At 41.2% G+C, this 23,699-nt stretch carries 27 protein-coding genes, 1 pseudogene and 1 other annotated feature; of the genes and pseudogenes, 10 read left to right on the forward strand and 18 right to left on the reverse strand.

Features of this window, described 5'->3' with window-relative positions; all coding sequences use genetic code 11:
• Positions 1-183 precede the first annotated feature (183 nt).
• Positions 184-1,203, forward strand: coding sequence for a branched-chain amino acid aminotransferase (locus IGJ44_RS10120; protein WP_005229799.1), 1,020 nt, complete (start codon positions 184-186; stop codon positions 1,201-1,203).
• Between the two features lie 148 nt (positions 1,204-1,351).
• Complete coding sequence (locus tag IGJ44_RS10125; protein ID WP_005231922.1) at positions 1,352-1,525, forward strand: hypothetical protein; 174 nt, start codon at positions 1,352-1,354, stop codon at positions 1,523-1,525.
• Positions 1,526-1,643: 118 nt separating this feature from the next.
• Here IGJ44_RS10125 and rplL read toward each other — a convergent pair whose 3' ends face one another.
• From rplL to rplK, 4 genes are all read right to left on the reverse strand, one after another.
• Positions 1,644-2,015, reverse strand: coding sequence for a 50S ribosomal protein L7/L12 (rplL, locus tag IGJ44_RS10130; protein WP_003127081.1), 372 nt, complete (start codon positions 2,013-2,015; stop codon positions 1,644-1,646).
• Between the two features lie 61 nt (positions 2,016-2,076).
• Positions 2,077-2,577 carry a 50S ribosomal protein L10 gene (gene rplJ / locus IGJ44_RS10135; RefSeq protein ID WP_016610861.1) on the reverse strand — a complete coding sequence of 167 codons (501 nt, stop codon included), beginning with the start codon at positions 2,575-2,577 and terminating at the stop codon, positions 2,077-2,079.
• A gap of 65 nt (positions 2,578-2,642) precedes the next feature.
• Positions 2,643-2,769: a sequence feature (ribosomal protein L10 leader region), on the reverse strand.
• A gap of 63 nt (positions 2,770-2,832) precedes the next feature.
• On the reverse strand, positions 2,833-3,522 hold the full coding sequence (rplA, locus tag IGJ44_RS10140) for a 50S ribosomal protein L1 (RefSeq protein WP_005229790.1): 690 nt from the start codon (positions 3,520-3,522) through the stop codon (positions 2,833-2,835).
• Positions 3,523-3,622: 100 nt separating this feature from the next.
• Positions 3,623-4,045, reverse strand: a complete 423-nt coding sequence (gene rplK, locus IGJ44_RS10145; protein ID WP_005229787.1) for a 50S ribosomal protein L11 — start codon at positions 4,043-4,045, stop codon at positions 3,623-3,625.
• Positions 4,046-4,363: 318 nt separating this feature from the next.
• Here rplK and sdaAB point away from each other — a divergent pair, with 318 nt between their 5' ends.
• Both sdaAB and sdaAA read left to right on the forward strand, forming a co-directional pair.
• A complete protein-coding gene (sdaAB, locus tag IGJ44_RS10150) occupies positions 4,364-5,029 on the forward strand; it encodes an L-serine ammonia-lyase, iron-sulfur-dependent subunit beta (protein ID WP_005229781.1) in 666 nt (221 codons plus the stop codon).
• 14 nt (positions 5,030-5,043) lie between these two features.
• Positions 5,044-5,916, forward strand: a complete 873-nt coding sequence (gene sdaAA / locus IGJ44_RS10155; protein ID WP_010749448.1) for an L-serine ammonia-lyase, iron-sulfur-dependent, subunit alpha — start codon at positions 5,044-5,046, stop codon at positions 5,914-5,916.
• A gap of 152 nt (positions 5,917-6,068) precedes the next feature.
• Here the strand turns inward: sdaAA and IGJ44_RS10160 are convergent, their stop codons facing one another.
• The 4 genes from IGJ44_RS10160 to rpmG all read right to left on the reverse strand — a co-directional run bounded on the left by IGJ44_RS10160 (position 6,069) and on the right by rpmG (position 8,684).
• Positions 6,069-7,559 (reverse strand): DUF1576 domain-containing protein, encoded by a 1,491-nt coding sequence (locus IGJ44_RS10160; protein ID WP_015509956.1) that lies wholly within the window; start codon positions 7,557-7,559, stop codon positions 6,069-6,071.
• Between the two features lie 128 nt (positions 7,560-7,687).
• Positions 7,688-8,230, reverse strand: coding sequence for a transcription termination/antitermination protein NusG (gene nusG, locus IGJ44_RS10165; RefSeq protein ID WP_005229769.1), 543 nt, complete (start codon positions 8,228-8,230; stop codon positions 7,688-7,690).
• A gap of 118 nt (positions 8,231-8,348) precedes the next feature.
• Positions 8,349-8,519, reverse strand: a complete 171-nt coding sequence (secE, locus tag IGJ44_RS10170; protein WP_005229766.1) for a preprotein translocase subunit SecE — start codon at positions 8,517-8,519, stop codon at positions 8,349-8,351.
• A 12-nt stretch (positions 8,520-8,531) separates the two neighbouring features.
• Positions 8,532-8,684, reverse strand: coding sequence for a 50S ribosomal protein L33 (gene rpmG / locus IGJ44_RS10175; protein WP_005229764.1), 153 nt, complete (start codon positions 8,682-8,684; stop codon positions 8,532-8,534).
• 155 nt (positions 8,685-8,839) lie between these two features.
• Between rpmG and cbpA the strand changes: the two genes are divergently transcribed.
• Positions 8,840-9,478 (forward strand): cyclic di-AMP binding protein CbpA, encoded by a 639-nt coding sequence (gene cbpA / locus IGJ44_RS10180; RefSeq protein WP_005229762.1) that lies wholly within the window; start codon positions 8,840-8,842, stop codon positions 9,476-9,478.
• Positions 9,479-9,562: 84 nt separating this feature from the next.
• On the opposite strand, the gene IGJ44_RS10185 is transcribed toward cbpA, so the two are convergent.
• Positions 9,563-10,072, reverse strand: a complete 510-nt coding sequence (locus tag IGJ44_RS10185) for a QueT transporter family protein (RefSeq protein ID WP_074535168.1) — start codon at positions 10,070-10,072, stop codon at positions 9,563-9,565.
• 453 nt (positions 10,073-10,525) lie between these two features.
• Here IGJ44_RS10185 and IGJ44_RS10190 point away from each other — a divergent pair, with 453 nt between their 5' ends.
• Positions 10,526-11,029 (forward strand): hypothetical protein, encoded by a 504-nt coding sequence (locus IGJ44_RS10190; RefSeq protein WP_074535167.1) that lies wholly within the window; start codon positions 10,526-10,528, stop codon positions 11,027-11,029.
• A gap of 174 nt (positions 11,030-11,203) precedes the next feature.
• Here the strand turns inward: IGJ44_RS10190 and IGJ44_RS10195 are convergent, their stop codons facing one another.
• The 3 genes and pseudogenes from IGJ44_RS10195 to IGJ44_RS10205 form a co-directional block, all read right to left on the reverse strand.
• On the reverse strand, positions 11,204-11,587 hold the full coding sequence (locus IGJ44_RS10195; protein ID WP_081343849.1) for a hypothetical protein: 384 nt from the start codon (positions 11,585-11,587) through the stop codon (positions 11,204-11,206).
• A pseudogene (locus IGJ44_RS10200) lies at positions 11,567-11,623 on the reverse strand (hypothetical protein); the annotation flags it as partial. The gene IGJ44_RS10195 and the pseudogene IGJ44_RS10200, both read right to left, overlap by 21 nt.
• Positions 11,624-11,644: 21 nt before the next feature.
• Positions 11,645-11,902, reverse strand: coding sequence for a hypothetical protein (locus IGJ44_RS10205; RefSeq protein WP_074535166.1), 258 nt, complete (start codon positions 11,900-11,902; stop codon positions 11,645-11,647).
• A 390-nt stretch (positions 11,903-12,292) separates the two neighbouring features.
• Here IGJ44_RS10205 and IGJ44_RS10210 point away from each other — a divergent pair, with 390 nt between their 5' ends.
• Entirely contained in the window at positions 12,293-12,820 is a 528-nt protein-coding gene (locus IGJ44_RS10210) for an FUSC family protein (RefSeq protein ID WP_074535165.1), read from the forward strand.
• Positions 12,821-12,880: 60 nt separating this feature from the next.
• Here the strand turns inward: IGJ44_RS10210 and bsh are convergent, their stop codons facing one another.
• On the reverse strand, positions 12,881-13,855 hold the full coding sequence (gene bsh / locus IGJ44_RS10215; RefSeq protein WP_060792253.1) for a choloylglycine hydrolase: 975 nt from the start codon (positions 13,853-13,855) through the stop codon (positions 12,881-12,883).
• Between the two features lie 645 nt (positions 13,856-14,500).
• Between bsh and IGJ44_RS10220 the strand changes: the two genes are divergently transcribed.
• Positions 14,501-15,472 (forward strand): diacylglycerol/lipid kinase family protein, encoded by a 972-nt coding sequence (locus IGJ44_RS10220; RefSeq protein WP_060792252.1) that lies wholly within the window; start codon positions 14,501-14,503, stop codon positions 15,470-15,472.
• A 53-nt stretch (positions 15,473-15,525) separates the two neighbouring features.
• On the opposite strand, the gene IGJ44_RS10225 is transcribed toward IGJ44_RS10220, so the two are convergent.
• From IGJ44_RS10225 to IGJ44_RS10235, 3 genes are read right to left on the reverse strand one after another with little or no spacing between them, the layout of a single operon-like run.
• Positions 15,526-16,698, reverse strand: coding sequence for an ABC transporter permease (locus IGJ44_RS10225; protein WP_010749441.1), 1,173 nt, complete (start codon positions 16,696-16,698; stop codon positions 15,526-15,528).
• On the reverse strand, positions 16,685-17,830 hold the full coding sequence (locus tag IGJ44_RS10230) for an ABC transporter permease (RefSeq protein ID WP_060792251.1): 1,146 nt from the start codon (positions 17,828-17,830) through the stop codon (positions 16,685-16,687). The genes IGJ44_RS10225 and IGJ44_RS10230 overlap by 14 nt, the downstream gene beginning before the upstream one ends.
• A gap of 14 nt (positions 17,831-17,844) precedes the next feature.
• Entirely contained in the window at positions 17,845-18,777 is a 933-nt protein-coding gene (locus IGJ44_RS10235; protein WP_060792250.1) for an ABC transporter ATP-binding protein, read from the reverse strand.
• 86 nt (positions 18,778-18,863) lie between these two features.
• Here IGJ44_RS10235 and IGJ44_RS10240 point away from each other — a divergent pair, with 86 nt between their 5' ends.
• Both IGJ44_RS10240 and IGJ44_RS10245 read left to right on the forward strand, forming a co-directional pair.
• Positions 18,864-19,973, forward strand: a complete 1,110-nt coding sequence (locus IGJ44_RS10240; protein ID WP_370447897.1) for a sensor histidine kinase — start codon at positions 18,864-18,866, stop codon at positions 19,971-19,973.
• Positions 19,970-20,593 carry a response regulator transcription factor gene (locus IGJ44_RS10245; protein WP_060792249.1) on the forward strand — a complete coding sequence of 208 codons (624 nt, stop codon included), beginning with the start codon at positions 19,970-19,972 and terminating at the stop codon, positions 20,591-20,593. The genes IGJ44_RS10240 and IGJ44_RS10245 overlap by 4 nt, the downstream gene beginning before the upstream one ends.
• 103 nt (positions 20,594-20,696) lie before the next feature.
• Here the strand turns inward: IGJ44_RS10245 and IGJ44_RS10250 are convergent, their stop codons facing one another.
• Both IGJ44_RS10250 and recD2 read right to left on the reverse strand, forming a co-directional pair.
• Positions 20,697-20,924: a hypothetical protein gene (locus IGJ44_RS10250; protein ID WP_005229738.1), complete on the reverse strand. Its 228-nt coding sequence runs from the start codon at positions 20,922-20,924 to the stop codon at positions 20,697-20,699.
• A gap of 101 nt (positions 20,925-21,025) precedes the next feature.
• Complete coding sequence (gene recD2, locus IGJ44_RS10255; RefSeq protein ID WP_074535164.1) at positions 21,026-23,680, reverse strand: SF1B family DNA helicase RecD2; 2,655 nt, start codon at positions 23,678-23,680, stop codon at positions 21,026-21,028.
• Positions 23,681-23,699: the final 19 nt, after the last annotated feature.

The following is a 23,699-nucleotide window of genomic DNA, read 5'->3' on the forward strand; positions in this document are numbered from 1 at the left end:
TACTCTCATTGAAGCACAGAACTTATAGAAAAACAAACTGGGGAACTCGTACAAGCAAATAGCACTTCCCTATCCTTTACACGTCAATGTCACCAACTATTCTTACAGAAGAATTTTCAGAAAATAATGACATTTCTTTTCTGAAGTGCTATACTTAGAAAAATTAAAAAAGGGTGTGAACGAATGACAATCGATTGGTCAAATTTAGGGTTTTCTTATATCAAGACGCCATGGCGTTTTTTGGCAACATGGAAAGACGGTTCTTGGAATGAAGGCGAACTTACCGAGGATAATTATCTGCATATCCACGAGGGATCAACCGCTCTTCATTATGGACAGCAATGTTTTGAAGGACTAAAAGCCTACCGAAGAAAAGATGGCGGCATCAATTTGTTCCGTCCAGACGAAAATAGCAAACGGATGAATCGCAGTGCCTATCGCCTGCGCATGCCAGAGGTTCCTGAGGACTTTTTCTTAGATGCGGTAAAACAAGTAGTAAAAGCAAATCAGGAATATGTTCCGCCTTATGGCAGCGGCGCCACCTTGTATATTCGTCCTCTATTGATTGGGGTCGGAGAAAACATCGGTGTCAGTCCAGCACCAGAGTATATTTTTACGGTTTTTTGTATGCCTGTCGGTCCTTACTTTAAGGGCGGATTGACACCGACCAATTTCATTGTTTCTGATTATGATCGCGCTGCACCAAATGGTACTGGCGCAGCCAAAGTTGGTGGAAATTATGCTGCGAGTCTGTTGCCTGGATACGAAGCCCATCAGCGGAAATTTTCCGACTGCATCTATCTGGATCCAGAAACGCATACCAAAATCGAAGAAGTCGGTTCTGCTAACTTTTTCGGAATCACGGCTGACAATGAATTTGTGACACCAAAATCTCCTTCTATTTTGCCAAGTATCACAAAATATTCATTGCTGCATCTAGCGCAACACTCATTAGGATTGACCCCTGTTGAAGGCGATGTTTATCTTAATGAGCTGGATCGGTTTGTCGAAGCGGGTGCCTGCGGAACAGCTGCTGTTATCTCCCCAATCGGCGGGATCCAAAACGGTGAGGATTTTCATGTGTTCTATAGTGAAACGGAAGTTGGTCCACAAACAAAAGCATTGTATGATCAATTGACCGGCATTCAATTTGGAGATATTGCGGCCCCAACAGGTTGGATCTTTGATGTCCCATTGAAATAGCCACACCCATAGACCATCATAAAACGAACGGTCCACTGTGATCGTTCGTTTTATTCTCTTTCCGCCAACCAATTCCTTTCCATCAGGAGAGAATTGATTGCCACAACTCTTTCGACTTGTTACAATCATAGCAAAGGGAGGCGTAATGATGGGTAAACGACTCGGCTATTCTTTGCTTGCAACAGCATTGTATTTGGTGGTTTCCAATATCGGTAATCTCGTTTTTGGTATCAACCGCAGCTTTAGCTGGACCACAACATTGTGGGAAGCATTTTTCTTTTTTATTTTTGTGTTTCTATTCCAACAATTCCGAAAAAAATAAGCAGTGATCCTCGCTAGTAAGAAACGGGGATCGCTGCTTATTCCTTTTGCAGGAATTTCATGTACTAAAAAAAAAGCGCCAAATCCCTTCATACAAAAGGATTTGACACTAAGAAAAATTATTTAACTGTTACTGAAGCGCCAACTTCTTCTAAAGCTGCTTTCAATGCTTCAGCTTCGTCTTTAGAGATGCCTTCTTTAACTGCTGAAGGAGCTCCGTCAACGACTGCTTTCGCTTCTTTCAAGCCTAAGCCAGTTGCTTCACGAACTGCTTTGATAACTTTAACTTTTTGATCGCCAGCTGCAGTCAATTCTACAGTGAATTCAGTTTGTTCTTCAGCAGCACCAGCATCGCCAGCTCCACCAGCTACAGCTACAGGAGCTGCAGCAGATACGCCAAATTCTTCTTCGATAGCTTTAATTAAATCGTTTAATTCTAAGATTGTCGCGCCTTTTAGCTCTTCGACAATGTTTTCAATGTTCAATGCCATTTTGTTTTCCTCCATTTAAGTAAGTAGTTTAGTTTTTTAATACTGAAAAATCATGCGGCAATTATGCTGCATCTTCTTCTTTTTCTGCCACTGCTTTGACAGCGTAAGCCACGTTGCGGATAGGTGCTTGTAGCACAGATAGCAACATAGAAAGAAGTCCTTCGCGGTTTGGCAATTTCGCCAATGCAGTAATTTCTTCCAATGAAGAAACTTTGCCTTCGATGATACCACCTTTGATTTCTAAAGCTTTTGCGTCTTTTGCGAAATCGTTAATGATTTTTGCAGGTGCAACAACGTCTTCGTTACTGAATGCTACGGCAGTAGGACCAGTGAATACTTCACCTAAACCTTCTAGACCAGCTTTTTCAGCAGCACGAGAAAGAATTGAGTTTTTGATAACTTTCATCTCAACGTTTGCATCACGCAATTGTTTACGTAAGCGAGTTACTTCATCAACAGTTAGTCCACGGTAGTCAACAACGACTACAGATGCGGCTGCAGAGAATTTTTCACTCACTTCATCAACGATCGCGGATTTTTTAGCGATAGCTGCTTCACTCATTTATATTTCACCTCCTGATTTTGATGGAAGAGTTTCTTCGAAACGAACGGTTCCTATGTCTTAAAAAAAGACAATAAAAAACTCTATGCCACCGTAGACATAGAGGGACTATTGAAGGTTCTCAATAAACGTCCTCGGTAGGAAATTAAGGCAAATGCCACCTACTGTCTTCGGTACAGTTAAACTTTTAACCTTGACTACCTTACCATAGATAAGGCAGTCAAGTCAATAAAAGTTTTAAATTTTTGTATTAAATTAGAAAGAAGCTTGTTCTACATGGATCCCAGGTCCAAATGTTGTTGTAACTGAGATATTTTTCATGTATTGACCTTTTGCTGCTGAAGGTTTAGCTTTCAACAATGTTTCATGGATTGTTTTGAAGTTTTCGATTAATTTGTCATCTTCAAATGAAACTTTTCCGATTGGTACGTGGATGTTTCCAGCTTTGTCAACACGGTAAGTTACTTTACCAGCTTTAACTTCGTTAACTGCTTTTGTTACGTCCATTGTTACTGTACCAGTTTTAGGGTTAGGCATCAAACCTTTAGGGCCTAACACACGACCTAATTTACCAACAGTAGCCATCATGTCAGGCGTTGCAACAACAACGTCAAAATCGAACCAGCCACCTTGGATTTTTTGAACCATATCGTCGTCACCAACGAAATCAGCACCAGCTGCTTCTGCTTCTTTGGCTTTATCGCCTTTAGCAAAAACTAAAACTGTTTGTGTTTTACCAGTACCGTTTGGTAATACAACCGCGCCACGGATTTGTTGATCCGCTTTTTTAGGGTCTACGTTTAATTTGTAAGCAACTTCAACCGTTGCGTCGAATTTTGCAATATTTGTTTCTTTTGCCAAAGCTACTGCTTCTTCAACTGAATAAGCTTTTGTAGCATCAACTTTTTTCAATGCTTCTTGCATTTTTTTGCTTTTTTTAGCCATTTTGTTTCCTCCTTGATGTGGTTATAACGGTAGAACCTCCCACGTGTCCCATATTTTTCAATATGAAGCCGACTGAGAAGCTACTTCCTTAGGGCTGTAATTATTCTACAGTGATCCCCATGCTTCGTGCAGTTCCTTCAACCATGCGCATTGCTGCTTCAACGTCAGCTGCGTTTAGGTCTTCCATTTTCAATTCAGCGATTTCTTTTACTTGATCGCGTGAAACTTTTGCAACTTTTGTTTTGTTTGGTTCGCCTGAACCTTTTTCAACGTTTGCTGCTTTTTTCAACAATACTGCTGCTGGTGGTGTTTTTGTAACGAAAGTAAATGAGCGGTCTTCGTATACAGAGATCACTACTGGAATGATCAAACCTGCTTGATCAGCTGTACGAGCATTGAATTCTTTAGTGAATCCCATGATGTTGATACCCGCTTGACCTAGCGCAGGACCTACCGGTGGAGCTGGTGTTGCTTTACCTGCAGGAATTTGCAATTTAACGATTTTTTCTACTTTTTTTGCCACGAGACATACCTCCTTGAGTCCGTGATGTGGTTAATTGGAGATCCAAATTTCTCCTCCCACTTTGGTGATTCATGTGCACACACAAAAAACGTGTGACGAAAGCACACTGGAATATTATAGCATCTTTAAGGAATAATTCAAGGTTTTTCAGCTGATTTTTTTGAAAAAATACTCACCATCGCTTTTCGTCATTCCTTTGATAAAAAAATAAATAAAAATCCCTTGCTTTTGGTCTGCTTTTTTCATTCTCTCATTTTTTTATGCTACACTACTACTGGAATTCTTCCCTATTCGTTTACTACTATCGAGGTGAAAAAAATGGAACAATTAAAATACCGCAGTGTATTTGATATAATCGGTCCCATCATGGTGGGTCCCAGCAGTTCTCATACAGCCGGTGCGGCTCGGATCGGAAAAATCGTTCGCAGTATTTTTGGCGAACAGCCAGACAGTGTTGATATCCTTTTGTATGAATCGTTTGCCAAAACCTATCGCGGTCATGGAACCGATATTGCGTTAGTTGGCGGTCTTTTAGGCATGGAGCCAGATGATGCTCGCCTAGCAGACTCTTTAAAAATCGCTTATGAGAAAGGGATCGAAGTCCTATTCGTTCCTAAAAAAGAAAAAGCGGAACATCCAAATATGGTCAAGATGATTTTGACAAAAGGTAGCCACAAACTTTCTGTCACTGGTATCTCGATCGGTGGTGGTAATATTCAAATTTCAGAGCTTAACGGCTTCAAAATTTCTCTGACGCTGGGTACGCCAACTTATGTGATCGTTCATCAAGATGTTCCAGGAATGATTGCAAAAGTAACCAATTTACTATCAGAGGCTCAAATCAATATCGGTACGATGACCGTAACAAGAGAAGCTGTCGGTGATAAAGCAATCATGATCATCGAAGTCGATCAGCGCAATGATCAGCTGGCGCAACAAATCAAAGTTTTGCCACACGTTTACAGCGCTGCGTATTTTGATTAAAGGAGAAAAGGCACATGTTCTATACAATAGAAGAATTAGTAACAGAGAGTAAAAATTATCCTTCCGTTGCAGAGATGATGATTGCGATCGAAGCTGAAAATACTGGCCGTAGTCGCGAACAGATCCTTGCAATCATGGAAAAGAATTTAGTTGTTATGGAACAATCAGTCGCTGAAGGTGTCGCTGGTGTAAAATCGGTGACGGGATTGACCGGCGGCGATGCGACACGCATGAACGACTACCTTGCTGCCGGTGATTTTTTAAGCGGAGAAACCATTCTACAAGCGGTCCAAAATGCCATTGCAGTCAACGAAGTCAATGCGAAAATGGGCTTGATCTGTGCAACACCGACCGCCGGTAGTGCGGGTGTTGTTTCTGGTGTCTTGATGGCCGTACGTGAACGTTTGGCACTGACTCGAGCGCAACAAGTCGACTTTTTGTTTACAGCCGGCGCCTTTGGTCTAGTGATTGCCAACAATGCCTCGATTTCTGGAGCCGAAGGCGGTTGTCAAGCGGAGATCGGTTCTGCTAGCGCAATGGCAGCGGCAGCTTTGGTTTGTGCAAAAGGTGGCACCCCTCACCAAGCGGCTCAAGCGGTGGCGATCACCCTCAAAAATATGATGGGCTTGATTTGTGACCCTGTCGCGGGCTTAGTCGAAGTCCCATGCGTGAAGCGCAATGCCCTGGGATCTTCCCAAGCCTTTATCTCTGCCGACATGGCACTGGCAGGAATCGAAAGTGTTATCCCACCTGATGAAGTGGTCTTAGCGATGTATCAAGTCGGTCGCCAAATGCCTAGCATTTTCAAGGAAACGGCTGAAGGCGGTCTAGCCATGACACCGACTGCCCAACGCTTGCAGGCAGAAATCTTAGAAGCCAATCGTTGATTTTTTTAGAAACGAACACGAATAAAAACCAACCAAGAACAACCAATCGTTGCTTGTTCTTGGTTGGTTTTCATTTTCCCATGATTTCCAGCGACGAAAAGACAAGTAATCCACACTTGTTAAACAAGTAACAAACGACATTGGCGGTTTTTCTACTCCCACTCGCCTAACCTATAGTGTTTCTTTTGGGCAACGGGTTTTAATACCTTCACAGGCTCGGAAAATTTAGGTTTCCCTTCTGTTTGATCCAACGTGACCAATGGCTGCTCGCTTTCTTGTGCTTTCAAGTCCATTTGTGGTTTTTCTTCCTGGGTAGCTTGTGCCTGATCGGCTGATTTTTGCCAGAGCTGTTTGCTGAGATCCAATAAGGGAATGATCATCATGGCGACGAGCCCGCCAGAAAAACCATTGTTATACAGATTCAAACCTCCATGTAAGAAATCAATATTCAGTACCATTGAGGCGTGGACAAAACCGACCACCAAGCCGCCTTTCCAGCCATAGGCATTCGTTACTGCACAGAGCATCATCGCAAAAATCGCTGACGTGACTGTAACCGTCTCGTTGATGGTGTATACGCTCAATAGATTGGCGATCGTCACCCCTGCCAATAAAGGCAGCGAGTTAAACACATGAGAGCCACAAGCAGAAAAGCCGATGACACAAAAGATCGCACCGATAACTGGTCCATTTAAAACCGCTCCAATACTGACAACGTAAGCCACTAACAAGAATGTCATTAACCCCATATTGATCATCGTATTATAAACGCCAGTATCCCTTAAAATATCTCGCTCGATTTTGCCACTATGCGACCAAATCGCTCGCATATTCAATCGTTTTTTCTTGATCGCCATCAACAAGCCATAGCCGACGAATACCCCTCCTAAAACCAGCATCATAAAAATCAATCGAGGTTGCTGCTCTTGAGATACTAATGTTCTTAGCTCGATCGTCAAGCCAAACATTCGGCAGATGGCAGCGACCAGTGTACATAGCATCCCTGAAGTAAATCCCGCACTGTATAGACTGACGCTTTGAAACAGCGCTTGAAAGTATAAGGCCATAGGAACCATCAAAAAACCGGTGAAGATCCCAATGCCATACCCCATCACTAGACTAAAGTATGGTGGTAAGGAATCATTGAAAGCAAAATAGCTGACGATTGGGGAAACCGATGACCCATAGAGGGCGATCAACAGAAATTTTTTCAATGGTTCGTTCATAAAATACGAATACAGTCGAACGCCTAAAAATATTGGGATAAAATTAAGGAGATTTTTTCCAAAAAAACCATAGCCAGTCACCATGAAGATCGCAGAGACTGCACCGCCCGTGATCGGTACCCGATAGTGATAGCAAATCGAGATCGCTACAAAGGTCATCAGACTGCTATTTAACAAAGCCGTCCCTACCGAGGTCATGGCAATATAATCGGTGACTAAATGACTTTCCGAAAACAAAATCAACTTGAGCTCTTCGATTGCCACCATTGGATCAAAAAACAACATAGCAAAGAAAAATAGCAGCAAATTGAAAAGAAATAACAAGCTATATCCATTATGTACAGAGATCATCCCTTTACCATGGGGATGAAAATCATTGTGAAACTTTACTCTAAAAAAAGTGACTAGTTTTGACATAGGACCCCTTCCTCTTATAAAGCGCTTACTTATTTTGAGAAAAAAAGTGGGCCAACGAATTGGTCCACTTTATTCTCATTACTGTTATTTTACCGTAAAAGAGTCATTCTTGCTAGTGAATCCAGTAGTTAAATCTTATCTACTTGCTCAAAATCAAGTTCTGTACTCGTTTCACGACCGAACATATCGATGTTCACTTTTAGTTTTTGTTTTTCTTCATCGATTTCTGCTACTTGTCCTTCTAGACCAGAAAACGCACCTTCGATGATTTTGACGGTTTCGCCAATTTCTACTTCCAGTTCAACTGTCCGAGTGCTCATACCGATCGAACGTAAAATTGAATTGATTTCTTCTTGTAATAAAGGCGCTGGCTTGCTTCCTGCACCATGGGAACCAACGAAACCTGTTACCCCAGGAGTATTACGTACAACGTACCAAGATTCATCCGTCATGACCATTTCAACTAATACATAGCCAGGAAATGTTTTATGAACGATTTCTTTGGTTTTGCCGTTTTTTTCTTCTGTTTCTACTTCTTCGGGAACGACGACACGGAAAATATAATCACCCATACCCATGCTTTGTGCACGTGACTCTAGGTTCGCTTTTACTTTGTTTTCATAGCCAGAATACGTATGCAGTACATACCAATTTTTTTCAAAAGATTCCATTTTTTTCGGACTCCCCATCTTTTTGTAAAATAAAAAAACCTCAGCTGCACCGAAGTTTTTCCTCAAAGCGATTATAGCATGATTTGCGATAAATGACTAGCGCTATCAGTAAGAAGTCTTACTTTAGGATCCAATTGAAGACTGTTTGAATCAGTGTGTCCATCACAAAGAACATCAATGCAAAAATAATGGTTGTTTGAATCACCACAAAGGTATCTTTACGTAATTGCTTTTTCGATGGCCAAGAAACGTTTTTCATTTCTTCAACAACATTTTTCAAAAATTTCATTTGATTCCCTCCTTACTTCGTTTCACGATGCAACGTATATTGATTACAATACTTGCAAAATTTGTTGATTTCAAGGCGTTCGCCTTTTTTACCTTCACTGACTGATTTTGAATAGTTGCGGGATCCGCAGACAGAACAAGCCAAAGCAGCTTTTTTTGTTGCCATCTTAGTGTCCTCCCCCTTTTTATAAAGTTTTCCAACACTAAAAATACCATTTATTTAAGAATGTGTCAATTTTTGATTTTCTGTCGTAAAAATATAGTTTCTTCTAATTTTGTGGTATGATAATGGTGTTAAATGGGTATTTGGGAGGGAAAATTATGTTATTAAAAACAATGGTTTACAAAAAACGCGATTTAACAACGGTAAAAGAAACAGCTACTTTAGAAGAAGCGCTGGCAATTTTGGAAGAATCTGGTTATCGTTGTGTGCCTATCCTAGATGAATCAGGCAAGATTTTCAGAGGAAATATTTATAAAATGCACATTTATCGCCACAAAGCAAACGGCGGCGACATGACTTTGCCAGTCACTTATCTACTAAAAAATGCGACCAAATTTATTTATGTCAATTCTTCTTTCTTTAACGTTTTCTTCACGATCAAAGAATTGCCTTATATTGCTGTATTAGATGAAAACAATCAATTTTATGGCATCTTGACACACAGTTCTTTGTTGAACATGTTGTCACAGTCATGGAGTGTTGAGCAAGGAAGCTATGTGTTGACGATCGCATCAACTGGTCAACAAGGCGACTTAGCAGTCATCGCAAAAATAATCGCAAAATACAGCAGTATTGCCAGCTGTATCACACTGGATATCGGTAAAGATGAATTTATCCGTCGTACGATGATCACTTTACCAGCGAACACATCAAAAGAATTATGCGACAAGATCGTTTCTCAACTGGAAGCAAAAAATTTCAAAGTTGTGGAGATCGAAGACCTAAAAGCAGAATAAAATAAAAGATCATTCCTAAGAAAGAAAGGAATGATCTTTTTTCTTGTTTTTTGAGAACCATCAAAGCAAAAAACAAGATTTTTTTTAAACGCGCTTATCGAAACGAACGGCACGATTGATGATATACATCACAGGTGCAGTGATCGTCATCACGATAAATTCACTCAATGCCGTTGTTGCAAAGGTTGGCCAGAAAGGTAATGCTAAGGTGATGTTTAGCATAATCGCAATCAGGAACATGCTTAATGAAAAAACAATTGTATTAAATGCGAGTCTTAAGAAAACATTTGGAATCTTCTTATGTACCAAGGCAGTTGCTCCTAAGGCTAAAAAGCTTCCGAAACCGCCGAATACGACATCCAAGATCCCCATTCCAAAGAACAAGTTATACATAACGACCCCACCGACGACACCCCACATCAATTTTCTGTTGAAAACGACTAAGTGATTCAACCCTTCAGATATTCTGAATTGAATCGCTCCTGAGGCGACTGGTGCGACCAGAACCGTTACAGCAACATAAAGTGCCATAATGATCCCATTGGCTGCGACGACACGCAAACGTTGATTGGTTAGATTTGTTGATTTTTCCATTTGATCCCTACTTTCTCCGAGTTTTGATTACGCGGGATGGTTGATGAACCGCGGTGCGCTTCGCACAAGTACTTATTATACACATTAATAGCCATATATCAATGTTAAACCAGCCAAATCCTTTTCTAAATCACCTTAAAAGCTTTTTCTAAGTCAAGTTTCTCACCGATTGCCATTCATTCAGTGCTTCTTTATTCTACTTAAACAAGCTAGTCACGGCTCATGGGGTAGCTTTTCTTTTCGGCTTCCAATAAAAGCATACTTTTGGAAAGCAAACTCAATGAGAAATACTCTTGCAAAGCCTACGCTTACTAATAAAAAAGTACCGCTAGTCATGCTGATCTTTCAGATAGCAAAACTAAAAAAAGAAGGGAGAGAAGCACTTGTAATCGATGTCGCAAATCACGTGATGGATAATCATATTTTTTTACTTTAACGAGGTACGCAATAAATATGTTACAATATACTCAAATAAACAAAAATAAAAAGGTGAAAAGTTGTAATAATGAAAAAATAGCGATCAGCTTAATAACTCTCCTTCTGATGGTCATAGCTGTTGGTTGTGGAAATGGTAATGGTAATGAAAATATCACAAAAGAAGACTTACAAAAAAATGACTGGCTTATTGAGATAGATGATGATGATGGTGAGTATGCAGTGATGACAGCCACATTTAGTGAAACGAATCTTACTATTGGTACCGATAATAGCTCGCTACAATCAGAAGAAGATGATGAACTGGAAGAGCTTGGAGTAGCTTTTGATGGGGTAGTCTGGGAAGAATTCGAGTATACCTACAACTATACCCTTGAAGACAATCAGCTAGTGATGCAAGATCCAGAATATGAAACTGAGATGTCCTACTTCTTCCTTGAAAGAGATGGTAAAAATATTATTTTTACATTTATTGAAGGAATGAACGATGAAGATGGTAGCTTTGTGCTGAAACCTCGCTAAAAAAAGGATCAGCCTATAAAGCGGGCAGCCAGTAAACTTACTTTGTGAATCCTCATATCTAGCAAAAAATACTATGGAATAAAAAACTCCTTTCCCGCTGAGGTGAAGGAATTGTTTATAGTGATCGAACCAGTTTCAAGTGCCCGATTGTGTACACATTGACTGAGTCTTTCTCTATTTAGCTGGTCGAAAGCCCGCTTTGTAAGCTTCCACCTCTGTCTTGAACATACGAATCGGACTGGTCGTTTTCTTATAGTATTGACTGCCCGGCAGGTGATAAATCTTTTGTTTTGACCCTTTGATCAACCCTTTGCCCCGTTTATCTACATATTTTTTTCGTCCATCTCGAAAGCCATTATTCGTCGTTCCAGGTGCTTTCCCACCTTTTTTTACCAGCTTAATCTGAATTGCTTCCAATTGAAAGCCAAAGCCAGAAGTTCCTGAGGACTGCCCGTTTTTTGCCCAGCCCATCCAGCCAAATTGTTGTGCATTGACTCGATAATAGACATCATAATATTTAGCGATCTCACCGGTAAGTTTGATTTGGATCGCTTCCAAACGTTGCCCCTTACCGCTTGTACCAGATAGCGCACCATTTTTTCTAAAAGATTTTTCTCATCCTTGTTTCTGAATGGATGTTTTATATTCAATACTTCCTTTATATTTTTCGTTTGTAATTTTTATTTTGATTGCTTCAAGTCGCTTCCCTTTTCCTGTAGTCCCTGACGTCTGAGCGTTTGTTTTCCATGATTGCCACCCTTGAGACTGGACATTCGTTTGATAGCTCACGCTCGGTGAAGAAGCAGCGAAAACTGTCACTGGAAAAACAACAAAACCAAGTAAGAAAACAAGTAATACAGAAACTTTTTTCATTTTATCCCATCCTTATTTTTGATTATCTCAATATAATATCTAAAAAACAAACTTTTTATAAACAATAAGTAGTTTTTTATCAAAACAACTTATATAAATGATAACAGGACTGAAAAATCAAAAGAAGGATCACTCATGGAAATGGAAAGGAGCTTTAAACGAGGAATGCGAAAATCAATTCATTTTAAGTTAGGTTTACTTATTGTATTCCTTTCAATACTCAAAGTTGATAAGTGCATAGGATAAAACTAGCTTTTCGACTACTGGTAGAATTTACCTCTCAACGCACGATGAAAGAATCGTTGTTCATTTTTCTGAAAATCTAAAATATGAGTGCTTGCGATATGGTATAATCTATTTCGTTGAAATTGTTTTGAGAGGATGGCATGATTGAAATTATTTGGATTGACCTTTGGCTTAAGAAATGTAAAAACTGGCATTAGTGTATTTCTATGTATTTTGATTAGTTTTCTTTTGAATCGTGAAACGTATGTTGTATCGACGATCACAGCTGTTTTCACATTACGAGAAGACCATGAAAACACTGTCAAATACGGGAAACATCGGATTGCCGGCAACAGCTTTGGCGCAATCGCTTCCGTGTTTTGTATTGCGATATTTAACTTTTTCGGACATTCGTCCGTTATACAAATCATTGCGATCCCTTTAGTGATCATGTTGATGATCGCTTTATTGGTCAAATTTGATTACTCCGAGGGAACAGTTGGCGCCTGTGCCACACTATTGACGATTTTATTTATGATTCCTCAAACTGAATCATACTTGTATGCCTTTAATCGGATTATTGACAGCTTCATAGGCATGACGATCGCCATACTGGTGAATCGCTTTTTCCCATTTCCCAATAAACGCACTGCACAAACGAAGGCAACACCGAGTCAGAGCGATTCGGTTTGAAACAAAGCAGAAAAAGAACCCCATCTCAAAACGGCATTGAGATGGGGTTTTAAAAATGGATCAGTTACTGAAAAATACTTGTTGGTCTTCAACTAATGGATAAGAAATCGGTACATTGCCTCCCAAATCTTCTTTATTCATATCGACTGCAACGATTTGACTATTTTCATACGTACGATAGTAATAGATCCCTTTATCTGTATTGCAGCAAGAAGTATAAATCGTGTATTCATAGTTTTCATTTCCAATATCACATAGTCCTTTTTGCTGTTCGACAGAACCTAGAATATGGAAAAACTGACTAATGCTTTCGGATTCAGATTCTCCAGAAACGGAATTCAATCGGGTAAATGCCGCTTTGACAAAACGAGACATCGAAGAAAGATCTCCTGGAAGACCTAAGCCCCCCATTCCACGACTGTACTCATCAAAATCCAGCTTGTCAGAAAAATGCGTTTCTGGTGTTTTCGATGATAACACACGGTAGTTATTCAAATTGAATAACTGGTAGTCAAATGGCGGATTATTCGTTAAGACCCCGACCGAATTTTCATGAATATGAAGACCATCACTCATACTCTCAACAACGATGGCGCTCTTTTTATCAGCAATCATCCAATGCAATGGCGATAATGGTAGTTCTTCACTAAAATTGATCTTTACCAGATTAACCTTCGCCAACAGGGCTTTTGCCTCTTCCACGGTAGCGCATTGTCCTAGTATCCATGGGATGAATTCAAAAGGCGTGACATTTTCTTTCCCCTCTTGAAACTCATTGTATACAGCATTTTCTGGAAAATTCAAACCAGCGATACCTAAGCCTTTTTCGTTGACCGCATCATAATAGAGTGGGTATTCAGCGACTCCAGCAGCAATCCCGATCATCGCATAATGGTGATCTATTTCACTTACTTTGCGAAATTTCAATTGATAATTTCTCGGAGTAATGGTCACCACTTCTTTATAAGAAACATCGTAATCAAAATTTCTGCCAAAATAATGATCCTTCGTTACATACGTTAGCGCAGTACACATCCTAATTCCTCCTAAAATAAGTTTTTACACCTTTAATTTACTCCTATCGCATTTTTTTAACAAGTAAAACGGAAGAAATATTAATAAAAAGATAATTAGACATTTTATAATTATTTTAATATGAACTAAAATTCAAAAAAAAATTTCAGCTTAAATGCCTGCCTTCTCACAGCTTGCTCACTTCGGGAACACTTGGACGACAGCTTCCGAGTTTGGTGCGAAAAGAGGAAGTTGCTACTATTTTTACCTTTCCTTTAGAAAGTTTAAAATTCTCTAAAATGCACAAAGTAAACATTGTAAGCGATTGCTAAAATAGGAAAACCTGCTATACTGTAAGTGTAAGGAGCAAGGATTCCCAGTAAAGCAGACGAAGCAGGTTCTGCAAGAAAAGAATTGTTGTCAACTTAGAATAAAAGACAAAGGATGTGGGAATTTGAGTTACTCCTTACTAATTGAATAGGATTCGGCGATGGGCATCGTTACCTGAGGATCAAAGTGGACATAAGAACCTTTGAGAACCTAGAAAGCACAATCGTCGAATCTATTTTTTTGCTCTTTTTTTCAGGCATCGTCCCCCCTCCTTCTGTCGAAACATGCTATAATTAATCGCATTGAACGAAAAAACGATATGGAGCTATTCATAAAATGAACTATTATTATCACTTCCTCGTGAACCCTGTCTCAGGCAGTGGACGAGGAAAAAAAGCGGTGGAACGTGTGCAAAAAATCGTAAAAAAACATCGTTTCCCCCATCAAGTCTATTTAACAAAGTCTCCAGGTGATGAACGAACGATTACACGAAAACTCTTAAAAGAGCGCCTCATTCCTTGGGATGAGGTCTATTTAGAAAACGGCGAGATGCTTTATCCATTATTGGTGGTTATCGGCGGTGATGGAACGTTGCACCAAGTAGTTTCAGAGTTACAACTTGAACAACAACAAATCCCCGTTGCCTATATCCCTGCTGGTTCAGGAAATGATTTTGCTCGGAGTATCGAGTTGCCGCGGGAACCAGAAAAAGCATTTTGGAAAATTGCTGGTACTACTAAGCCTCAAGAATTGACCATTATCCGTTATGAGGAGCAGATCCAAGAAGAAAATGGCATTGCTCTTAATAATGTCGGAATTGGTCTTGATGCGGCAATCGTCTATACCACCAATCACTCTGTGGCAAAAAGCAATCTAAATAAGTTTAATCTTGGCTCCTTTTCCTATATCGCTGCGATTATTCGGGTTTTGTTTCGCCAAAAAGGCTTCCCGATCTTAGTTGAGTGCAATGGGCAGCAGTTCAGTTACAAAAAAGCTTTTTTATGTACCACGACCAATCATCCTTACTTTGGCGGCGGTGTGGCGATTGCTCCAACCGCTTCAGTCAAAGAGAAAAAGTTTGATTTCGTTCTTGTCGAACGTGTGTCGCTTTTTAAGATTTTTTGGCTGATCGGCTTACTGATGCGAAAGAAACACATGAATTCACGTTACTTTCACCATCTTTCCACTTCGAAGCTGAGAATCATCTCCCCCGTTCCTCAACATGGACAAGAAGATGGCGAGGAAATGGGGCAACGCCCCTTTGATATTACCTTTACCACGGCTTCACAATTATTCTGGTGCCCATAAAAAAACGATACAAATCGCTGCTGATTTGTATCGTTTTTCTATCCGTTCGATCATTAATTTTTCGCCGAATGGTATTGCCAACGACGGCTTCCTTCTCTTCCCAAAATAAATTGGAGCATTGAAAATACGGCAGCAAAAGCAACTAGTACGAAGCCATTGAACCAAAAAGATTCTGTGAACGCTTGATTATAAGTGAGGGTTTCACTGATCAATGTATTGTTTTGTACAAACCAATAGGTTGGCGTAAACGCTGCAATTTTATTGACGATATCTGGCAGGAAATTCGCGGATACAAAGACACCACCGACAAAACAACTTCCTGTTATGAAGATATTGCTGATCCCACCGATTGCTTCTGAGTTTTTCACCAGGGAAGTGACACAAGCTGAAAAGCTGATAACTGGCAATAAAAACAAGAACGTATTCAAAATGTGGTACCAGGCTGCTGTATCCCAAGACGTGCGAATCACTAATAACACCATCAGTAGTAGAAAGCCGAAGGTCAAGAGTAGCGAGTAGCTGATCAAACTTAGAAGGATTTTCCGCTGCAATACACGCTTCGGAAGTGGTGCACTCTGGTTTCGCTTGCTGATTTCTTTGCGATTGAATGCCAAGTTGATCACACCAAACCCGCTAAATACCGAGAGAAAGAGCCCATAAGACAATAAGTTAAAGGTCATGCCAGTCAACAGTTTTTTCATTCGCTGCCCATACTCTGCACTCAGCTTCACATCCCCTGTGACCGCTAGTGCAGATTGCGCTTGTTCTATCGCCGCTGCGACGGTTTTGCCTTCCTCCTGAAACAAAAGGACTGTTTGTAAAAAAGTGTTCACTTGCTGAGTGACGACTGTTTTAGAAAAGGCATCGGGTCGACTTTGAATCTCGATCGTCGGCATCTTGCCTGCCTCAACTTGATAAGTGAAATCTGCTGGCACATGCAAGACAATGTTTACACGATTAAAATAAAGCGCATCATCAATTTCTTTTTGCGAGGTGCCATCCAACGTGACCAAGGTTTGCTTTTCTTTTAAATAGGCTCGGAGACCATCCACGACAGGCGACTCCTCCTCACTGATCAAAGCAATTTTTGCCTCTTGCAAAGAGGTGTTTTCGACATCGATGCTTTGTGCATAAAAGAATGTGACAACAACAGTGATCAATACCCCAATCAGTAAGTTCGACTTATTTGCTTTAAGCAAAGTCCAAATCGTTTTATAAAGCGTCATAGCGCACCCCTCTTTCGATCCAAGCATTCCCGATGGCAAATAGGACGATAAAGCCAGTCAGCCATAGAAGATTGGTATAAAAGCTAGTCAAATCTGTATAGTAGTACAATTGATACAGGCTTTCACTGATCAAATTGACGAGATTCACTTGCCCCAACAGTGGCACATGCAGATCAAGCCAATACTTGATTTGTTCCGAGCCCATCATCCCGGCAAAAAAGCTCATTGCCATCGTCACGGAGACCAAAATTCCGTCCTTTTGCACCAAATTCATTTTTGGTGTCAGATTCCCAATCAATGTCCCTAGCAAAATCGCACACAATGATCCTAATGCGGCAACCAGCAGTAACCACTGCCAACGTTCGCCGAAGTCTACTTGATAGACAAAACGAAAGACGGCTAAGATAAGATAGATTTCGACTAACACAATCGTAAAACTTGCCGCTAAATTCGCACTTGAAACCAATGTCCGTTTCCTTGGTATCAAGGAAAGCCGAATACCATTCGCGGATTGATTGGCTTGCTGATCCTGGACATTGCGGACACCCCACATCGTCCCGTAGAGGATCGCCATCCCGATCAACGTAAAGAAATAGAAACTTTTGAAACTCATGTCACGATCAGCATTCACTTCTTGAAAAGTCGCTTCCTGCTCAAAAGCCGATAGAATTGGTGCCAGATCAAGGCTCTCAAGTTCTGCCGCTTTACTAGCAATGATTGCTGTGCGTTGTAAAAATTGATCCATTACATTTTTCATCAACGACTGGCTCATGCCCGCTTGGCCCACATGCAGAGAAATGGTTTCATCATCAATCAGATAATACCCAGCTAAATCACCGGCAGTCAGCTTCTCAGCTGCCTCTGCCTCTTGTAATTCCTCGAGTTCAAATAATGGTTTTTCATTGATTTTTACTTGTTCAAGGACGGTGGAAAAATTTTCCGAAAGCGCTGATTGATCTCCAGTCTTTACGATCCCCGTTGTGATCGTTTCTAGATTGCCCGCTTGATCGATCTCCCAGAAGGCAGCCATAAACATTAGACCTAAGAGGATAGGAAACGCCAACGTCCAAAACAGCATGGATTTATTTCGCAGCAACACTTTTGTGCGGTATTTATAAAAATGCCAAAACATTGTGATTCCCTCCTTTAGTCTCTCAATTCCTTGCCCGTGATCTCTAAAAAGACATCATTCAAGGTGGCTTCTTTGGTTGCAATTTTTCCATAAGTGATATGCTCTGCTTGTAAGAGCGTCAGAATCGGTAATAAAACTGTATTCAGCTCCGTCGTTGTTACTTCAAGCTGACCGTTTTTATAGGCGATCCCATCAGAAGCAATGGTTTGCTGAATCGTTGTCAATACAGGCTCAGGCAGTAAGGGGATATCGATGGTCAAACGATCCGCTGTCCGTACCATATCTTTTAGAGATTCTTTGGTTCCTTTAGCAATCACCTGTCCTTGATCCATAATCACGATCTGGTCACAAAGAATCTCCACCTCTTCCATGTAATGGGTCGTATAAACAATCGTCGCTCCTTGACGATTCAGTTCTTTGATACTTTCTAAAATTTTGTTCCGACTTTGAGGATCGACCGCTACCGTGGGTTCATCTAAAAAGATCAAGCGCGGCTTATGAGCGATCCCGCAGGCGATATTCAATCGTCGCTTCAACCCACCGCTGAGCTCGCCTGGGTGAAACGTCACAAAATTTTCCAATCCCACTAATTGAATCACTTCTTCGATCAAGGCTTGGCGTTTCTGTTTGTCAGCAACATATAAACCGCAAAAGTAATCGATATTTTCTTGCACACTAAGTTCTTCAAAGACGGCAACATCTTGAGGAACGACGCCAATCATTGCCTTGACGGCATAATTTTCCGGCGTCATGATTGATCCAAACAGTTTAATGATCCCTTTGTCATAATTTAACAAAGAGAGCATACAGTTGATGGCGGTGGATTTTCCGCTCCCGTTTGGTCCCAATAATCCTAAAACTTCTCCTTCTTGAACTTGCAGATCAAAATGGTTCAATGCCACAAAATCACCATAGCGTTTTACTAATTTATCAATTTCGATAATCATGATGAAAAACTCCTTCCAAATTTCTTGTTAATCTGACTATAATAAAGTTCAAGGAAAGAAACTAGTGACGATTGGCTAAACCAACCATGACATTTGTCACAATGAAGGAGTCTCCTATGACGAACTATCGACCACTCACCGAAGCGGGCTTTTTCCTCGCTATCTCATTGTTCTTATTGGTAAACCAAGGATTTGTTGCTGTGCAAGTCATCTATCTGCTGATCGCTGTTTTATTTACTGGCGTCAGTTATTTGCTGCCTAAGAAACCAAGCTGGTTTTTTCAAGTTATTCTGTTGCTGCTATGTGCCTTTTGGCCAGCGCTTGCCCTCTTTTTGCCCGCAATGATGCGGGTGATCGCTCCAAAAGAAAGACAAGATGATGGTTTATTCCTATTAGGTTTTTTGTTGATTTCGACGGTTGGCAACCATTCACCCACTGAGCTCGCCTTTATCATCCTGCTACTGCTTTTCGCTTTTTATTTACGAAAAAAAGAGCAGCGAATGATCGATCTTGAGAAAAAATATATTGCTTCAAAAGATACCCATTGGGAAAAGCAGCAGCAGTTATCGGAACAAAACAAAGCATTAGCCCTGTCACAAGAGACAAAATTAGCCTTACAAATCGCGGAAGAACGAAATCGAATCGCGCGAGATATCCATGACAATGTCGGCCATCTACTTTCGAGTGCCATTTTACAAATTGGTGCGCTTGAAATGATCAATCAAGAGCCGAAATTAAATGTGCCGTTAGCAAATTTGAGTGCAACGGTTCACACTGGGATGGATCGCATTCGGCAAAGCGTTCATGATCTCCATGAAACCTCGATTTCTTTTCCGCAGGCCATAGAGTTTCTGATTGCTGATTTCCCCTCTTCCGTAACGATTGAAGGAAACTTGTTTGAAGGATTGAGCGAAGCACAGCAAAACTGTTTCTTAATGGTCATCAAAGAAGCCTTGACCAACAGCATCAAACACAGTCATGCCAAAACCGTTGTCGTGCATTTTCGCACGTTGCCCGCCTTTTACCGTTTGCAGATCACCAACGAGGACGTCAATTCACCCCAAACTGCAAACAGCGGAATCGGTCTAAAAACGATGCGTCAACGGGTCCAGGAGCTACAAGGTCAAGTTCATATTTTGCAAGAAAACCAACGCTTTCAGTTGACGATCATTTTACCAAAGGAGGAACACCAATGATTACTGTAGTCATTATTGATGATGACCCGTTCGTGACGACCTCGTTACAAACCATTCTTGAAAGCACAGAAGAGATTCAGGTATTGGATATCGGTCATTGTGCCAAAGACGCCATTGCTCTTTACGAAGCCCATCGTCCTGACGTTTTGTTGACCGACATCCGTATGCCGGAACAAACTGGGATCGCTGCTGCCAAAGAAATACTGGCTAAATTTCCCCAAGCGATCCTCTTGCTTTTGACCACCTTCAAAGATCAAGAATACATTCGTGAAGCCTTTTCTATCGGTGTCAAAGGATATTTGATCAAACAGAACCTGCAAGCGATCATCCCTTCTGTCAAAGCCGCATACAATGGGCAAGTCGTGTTTGGGAATGAGATCGTCGAGACCTTCACGCAAATGATGAAGAACCAACCAGCGATAGATAATCAAGCATCTTTTAGCGAACGTGAACTTGCGATCATCAAAGAAGTAGCAGCGGGTAAAAATAATAAAGAAATCGCTGATGCCTTGTATTTGAGTGATGGAACCATTCGTAATTACATCAGTCAATTACTAGAAAAGCTGGAGTTGCGGGATCGCACGCAATTAGCGATCTATTATTATCAGCATTTAAAGTAAACCTCATCGATTGCAAAAAAGCCTGAAGAATGCGAAGCTGCATTCTTCAGGCTTTTTGTTTTCTACTCGATTATCCGACTGTCATAGTATTTTTGTGGACAAGCTATGGATTTCCAGGACTGCCAGGATTCGTTGGGTTATTCGGTGTGTTAGGCGGAAAAATCGGCGCCTTATCTAACGTTTTTTCTAACCCTGATTCTTCCCGATCGCCTCGTTCTGACTCAGGACTTTCATCCAATTTGAATTCTTTTTCCATCTCATCTAATTTTTTAAAGTCGTTGCCAGATTCTTTTGCTAATTTTGCTAATTTATCTTCGGTTTCTTTCGCCATAACGTAACGCCTCCTTTTGATTTTAGCTTAGCATAAGAAGCTAAAAAACCAAAAGAAAGCGCTCACTAACGACCCTTTTTTAGTATTTTCTCATCTTTGAATCAACCATTTTTTGCGGGCATAAAGTCGTATGGAGAACAATCCTTCATGCCAATCATTGGATCCACTAAATGCTTTTTGACCATCGTTAAGGTCAATACACCATCGTTTGGCGTTTCTTCGATGAGTGCTTCTTCCCCCGTAGTCCCTTCACTTAGAACCTTATCCCCTGAAAGAGGCTTTGCCATTTCTGTCTGATTTGATGCTGACGGTTCCGTCTCGGCAAAAGCAAACAAATCAAGCCCACTATCTGAGGTCTTTTCTACCGCTTGCTTGTTAGCACTAACTTCAGTGCTGGATTGCTCCTTTATCTTCGTCGAAGACGTTTTTACTTTCGTGTCAACAGAGGAATCCTCATAAAATGGATCATCCGCTTCTTCAAATTGGGCCAATTTTGCTCGTTGTAACGGCGTCATTTTTTCTGTGCCATTGATGCGTTCTTTCAGCGTCGTTAAACGAGTCGCAGATTCGTGGTTGACACAAGTTTGGTACGCTTGTGGTTCACCAAGTAAAATCAGCATCTCTTTGCTACGGGTCACAGCAGTATATAGCAAATTGCGCTGCAGCATGCGTTGGTATTGATGAACCATCGGCAAAATAACCATTTGAAATTCACTGCCTTGAGATTTATGGATCGAACAACAGTAGGATAACGTGATCTTGTTCCATTCATTCCGCTTATAGGTCACTTCGTTGGCATCAAATTGAATGACCAGCTCGTCGACCTTGTCTTCCGACTGTTTGGCTAGAGTGATCCCAACGATTTGGCCCATATCGCCATTAAACACGTTATCTTCAGGAGAGTTTACCAACTGCAAGACCTTATCTCCGATACGATACACCGTATCATTGAAGGTCACCTCTTTTTTGGTCCCATCATTGGGGTTAAAGATCTCTTGCATCATTTTATTAAGGGCATCGATCCCGGCTGCCCCACGATACATCGGTGCCAACACTTGAATATCTTGCGGCGTGTAGCCTTTGTCTTTTGCCCGTTTCACGATCTGAGCGATCAACGGTTCGATTTTGTAAGCATCACACGCAAAGAAAGAACGATCTTTTTGGTTTTGTGTAAAATCTGCAGGCAGCTGCCCGTTTTTTATGGCATGGGCGAGTGGAATAATACTTGACCCATCGCCTTGGCGGTAGATCTCCGTCAATTCTTGTTTCGGGATCGCATCGATCGCTAGCAAGTCATGAAGAACTTGTCCTGGCCCCACAGAAGGAAGCTGATCTTTATCCCCCACAAAAATCACTTGCATGTTCGTAGGAATCGACTTAAAGAGGGTATTCGCCAGCCATGTATCCACCATAGACATCTCATCGACGATCAGTAAGCCGCCTTCTAATTCTTTTGGACTGATCGATGGCGCTTTTTCACGTCCGTTCAAGCCTAACAAACGATGGATCGTACCACTTGGCAAGCCAGTCGTTTCGTTCATTCGTTTGGCGGCTCGACCAGTCGGTGCTGCCAAGAGAATCGGAAAGGTTTCGTCGCTGTATTTTGATGGCTCTAAGTCCAAATCGTTCAACTCAGCAAACAATTGTACGATCCCATTGATCACCGTCGTTTTCCCAGTACCAGGTCCTCCTGTCAAAATAAACAATGGCGAACGAATGGCTTCTTTGATTGCTTCTTCTTGCGAAGACCCATAGGTGATTCCTAAATGCTTCTCAATTTTTCGCAGCGTTTTGCTGATTGTTTTCTCAGGATACACGATCTCTTTTTTGCGAGAAAGCAAGCGTTCGATGGAACTAGCGATTCCCCACTCAGAAAAGTACAAACTGTTTTCATATAAACGAGTTTCTTCTTGCTGGATTTTTCCTTCTTCCACTAATTGAATGATCGTTGATGCCAGGTCGTCTGGCGCGATCTCAATAGGTCGACTCGTCTCTAATAAACGCAGTGTCTGCTCTAACAAGTCCTGGGCGTGGATAAAGGTATTACCCGTCTGCAAGGACTGGGCAAAGATCTGATGCAAGACCGCCGCTCGAAACCGTTGCGGTGACGATGCTTCGATCCCTAGTTGCTCAGCGATGCCATCTGCACGTTTAAAGCCAATGCCTTCAATGTCTTCCACCAGCTGATAAGGATTTTCTTCGATAATTGCTAATGCTTCATTTTTGTAGGCTTGGTAGATTGCAAAAGAAAGCTGACTACCAAAACCATAACGGCTCAAGCCAACGATCACTTGATCCATCCCATGGTTTTGCCGAACGGTATCTAAAATCATTTTTTGCTTACTTTCATTCAATCCTGGAATCTGCTCCAACAATGTTGGTTCTTCCAGCATCCGGTCGATCGCTTCTTCTCCTAAAAGATCAACGATTTTTTCAGCGGTCTTCTTGCCGATCCCAGGAAATTTTTCTCCAGAAAGATAGGCGATCAACCCTTGTTCAGAGGTTGGTTGTTCTTGTTGGTAGCTTTCGGCCTTCAACTGGACGCCATACTTGGGATGATTGACCAGCTCACCAAAAAACCGATACTTTTCCTCTTCTTGGATTTCGCCGAAACTACCAGTAACGACGATCTCCGAGTCTTTGTAGTCGGCATTATTCTCAGTGACTTTAACTAATAGTACTTTATAAAAATTGCTGGGATTCTGGAAAAAGATGGCGGCAACATGGCCGACAAAAAACGTTCTTTCTGGAATCATGGTGCCGCTCCTTTCATGG

Source organism: Enterococcus sp. DIV1368d (genome assembly GCF_050542975.1).
GTDB lineage: Bacteria > Bacillota > Bacilli > Lactobacillales > Enterococcaceae > Enterococcus_D > Enterococcus_D casseliflavus.